The 1,646-nt window shown below is 41.3% G+C and carries 1 protein-coding gene; it reads right to left on the reverse strand.

What is annotated here, in order from left to right; all coding sequences use genetic code 11:
* Positions 1-1,646, reverse strand: a 1,646-nt coding sequence (locus tag FN817_RS22965; protein WP_142719945.1) for a non-ribosomal peptide synthetase, incomplete at both ends; no start/stop codon positions are given.

A 1,646-nucleotide genomic window follows, 5' to 3' on the forward strand; every position in this document is an offset into this window, starting at 1 on the left:
CCTCCCAATCGGAAAAAATCATCATGGATACTGATATGATCTGAATCTAGACCTAGCATTTCTCCGTAAATCTCCACCAGCAACTCCTGTAAAGGCGTCTGAGGACTTACATATTCCATCTCTCCTGTAAATAAAGGTTCTGGTAATGCTTTTCTGTCAACTTTCCCGTTGATCGTAACAGGTAATGCTTTCAAATGGACATAAGCCGAAGGAACCATATAATCAGGAAGAACTTCCGATAATAACACTGAAATATCTCCGGAGTCAAGCGGATTCTCTGAAACATAGTAAGCAGCAAGGTACTTTAAACCCATACTGTTCAGCCTGCACTCCACTACTGCCTGACGAATACCACTTAACTCAAGAAGAGCTGTCTCAATCTCCCCGGGCTCAATCCGGTAACCACGAATCTTGATCTGTGAGTCGTTACGACCCAGATATTCCAGATCACCGTTTGGAAGGATACGCGCAAGATCACCGGTTTTATAAATCCGTCCATTATAACCTGATGCTTTTTCCTGCTCAGTCTGAAAGGGATTAGATAAAAAGCGCTCTGCAGTAAGCTCAGGAAGATTTAAATATCCTCTTGATACTCCAACTCCACCTATATACAGCTCTCCGACTGCTCCAATAGGAACAGGACGTAAATAGGAATCCAGAACATACACCGAAACATTATCAATAGGGCGCCCGATATTAAGAGGATTACCATCTTCATCATAATGATGAACGGTCGCACATACTGTTGTTTCCGTAGGACCATATTCATTAAGGAAAATAATATCCTTATAGCAGCTACTGCCAATATCAGGAAAGCTCTCTCCGCCAGCGAAAATCAATTTTAGTTCCGTATCAGCAAGAAGATCCTTCAATAATACAGGAGGAATAAATGACACCTCTATTCCATTTGCTTTTATATAATGGTTAAGTTCTGCTACACAGGTCCTTTGTTCGTTACTGAACAGCCAAAGCGTATTACCGTGGCAAAGCACAGGAAATACCTCATTGACAAAAGCATCAAAAACATAATTCGAATAACAGCCCACATTTGTATATTCATTAAAGCGGTGGGACTGTGTCATAAAACTTACAAGATTCACTACACCGCTATGCTCAATCATCACACCTTTAGGCCTACCTGTTGTTCCACTGGTATAAATAACATAAGCCAGATGGTTGGATCTTACTCCGGTAACAGGATTTTTTCTAAAATATTTTTGAATTCCGTCTGCTGCCTCTGCATCATCCAGATTTAAAATCACGGGTCCTTTCTTAACAATTGCGGAAACATATTCATCCAGCTTTGATACGGTCTCTTCTTCTGCAAGAACAAGGCGAGCCCCTGTATCATTCAGGATATGACCCAGTCTATCTGCAGGATAGCCAGGATCAAGAGGAACATAAGCTCCGCCTGCTTTTAAAATACCTAAAATCCCTATTAGCATCTTTTCTGAACGGTTAAAACAAATAGGGATAAGTTCATCAGGACGGATATCATAATGCTGAATCAGATAATGGGCAAGCTGATTAGCCTTTTCATTAAGATCACGATAAGAAAGACGTATATCGCCAGATACCAATGCCGTATGTTCAGGGGTCCAGAATGCCTGTTCCTCAAATAAACCATGAAGCGTAGCCTCTCTGTC

Origin of the sequence: Chryseobacterium rhizoplanae (assembly GCF_900182655.1) — a bacterium.
Classification (GTDB): Bacteria; Bacteroidota; Bacteroidia; order Flavobacteriales; family Weeksellaceae; genus Chryseobacterium; species Chryseobacterium rhizoplanae.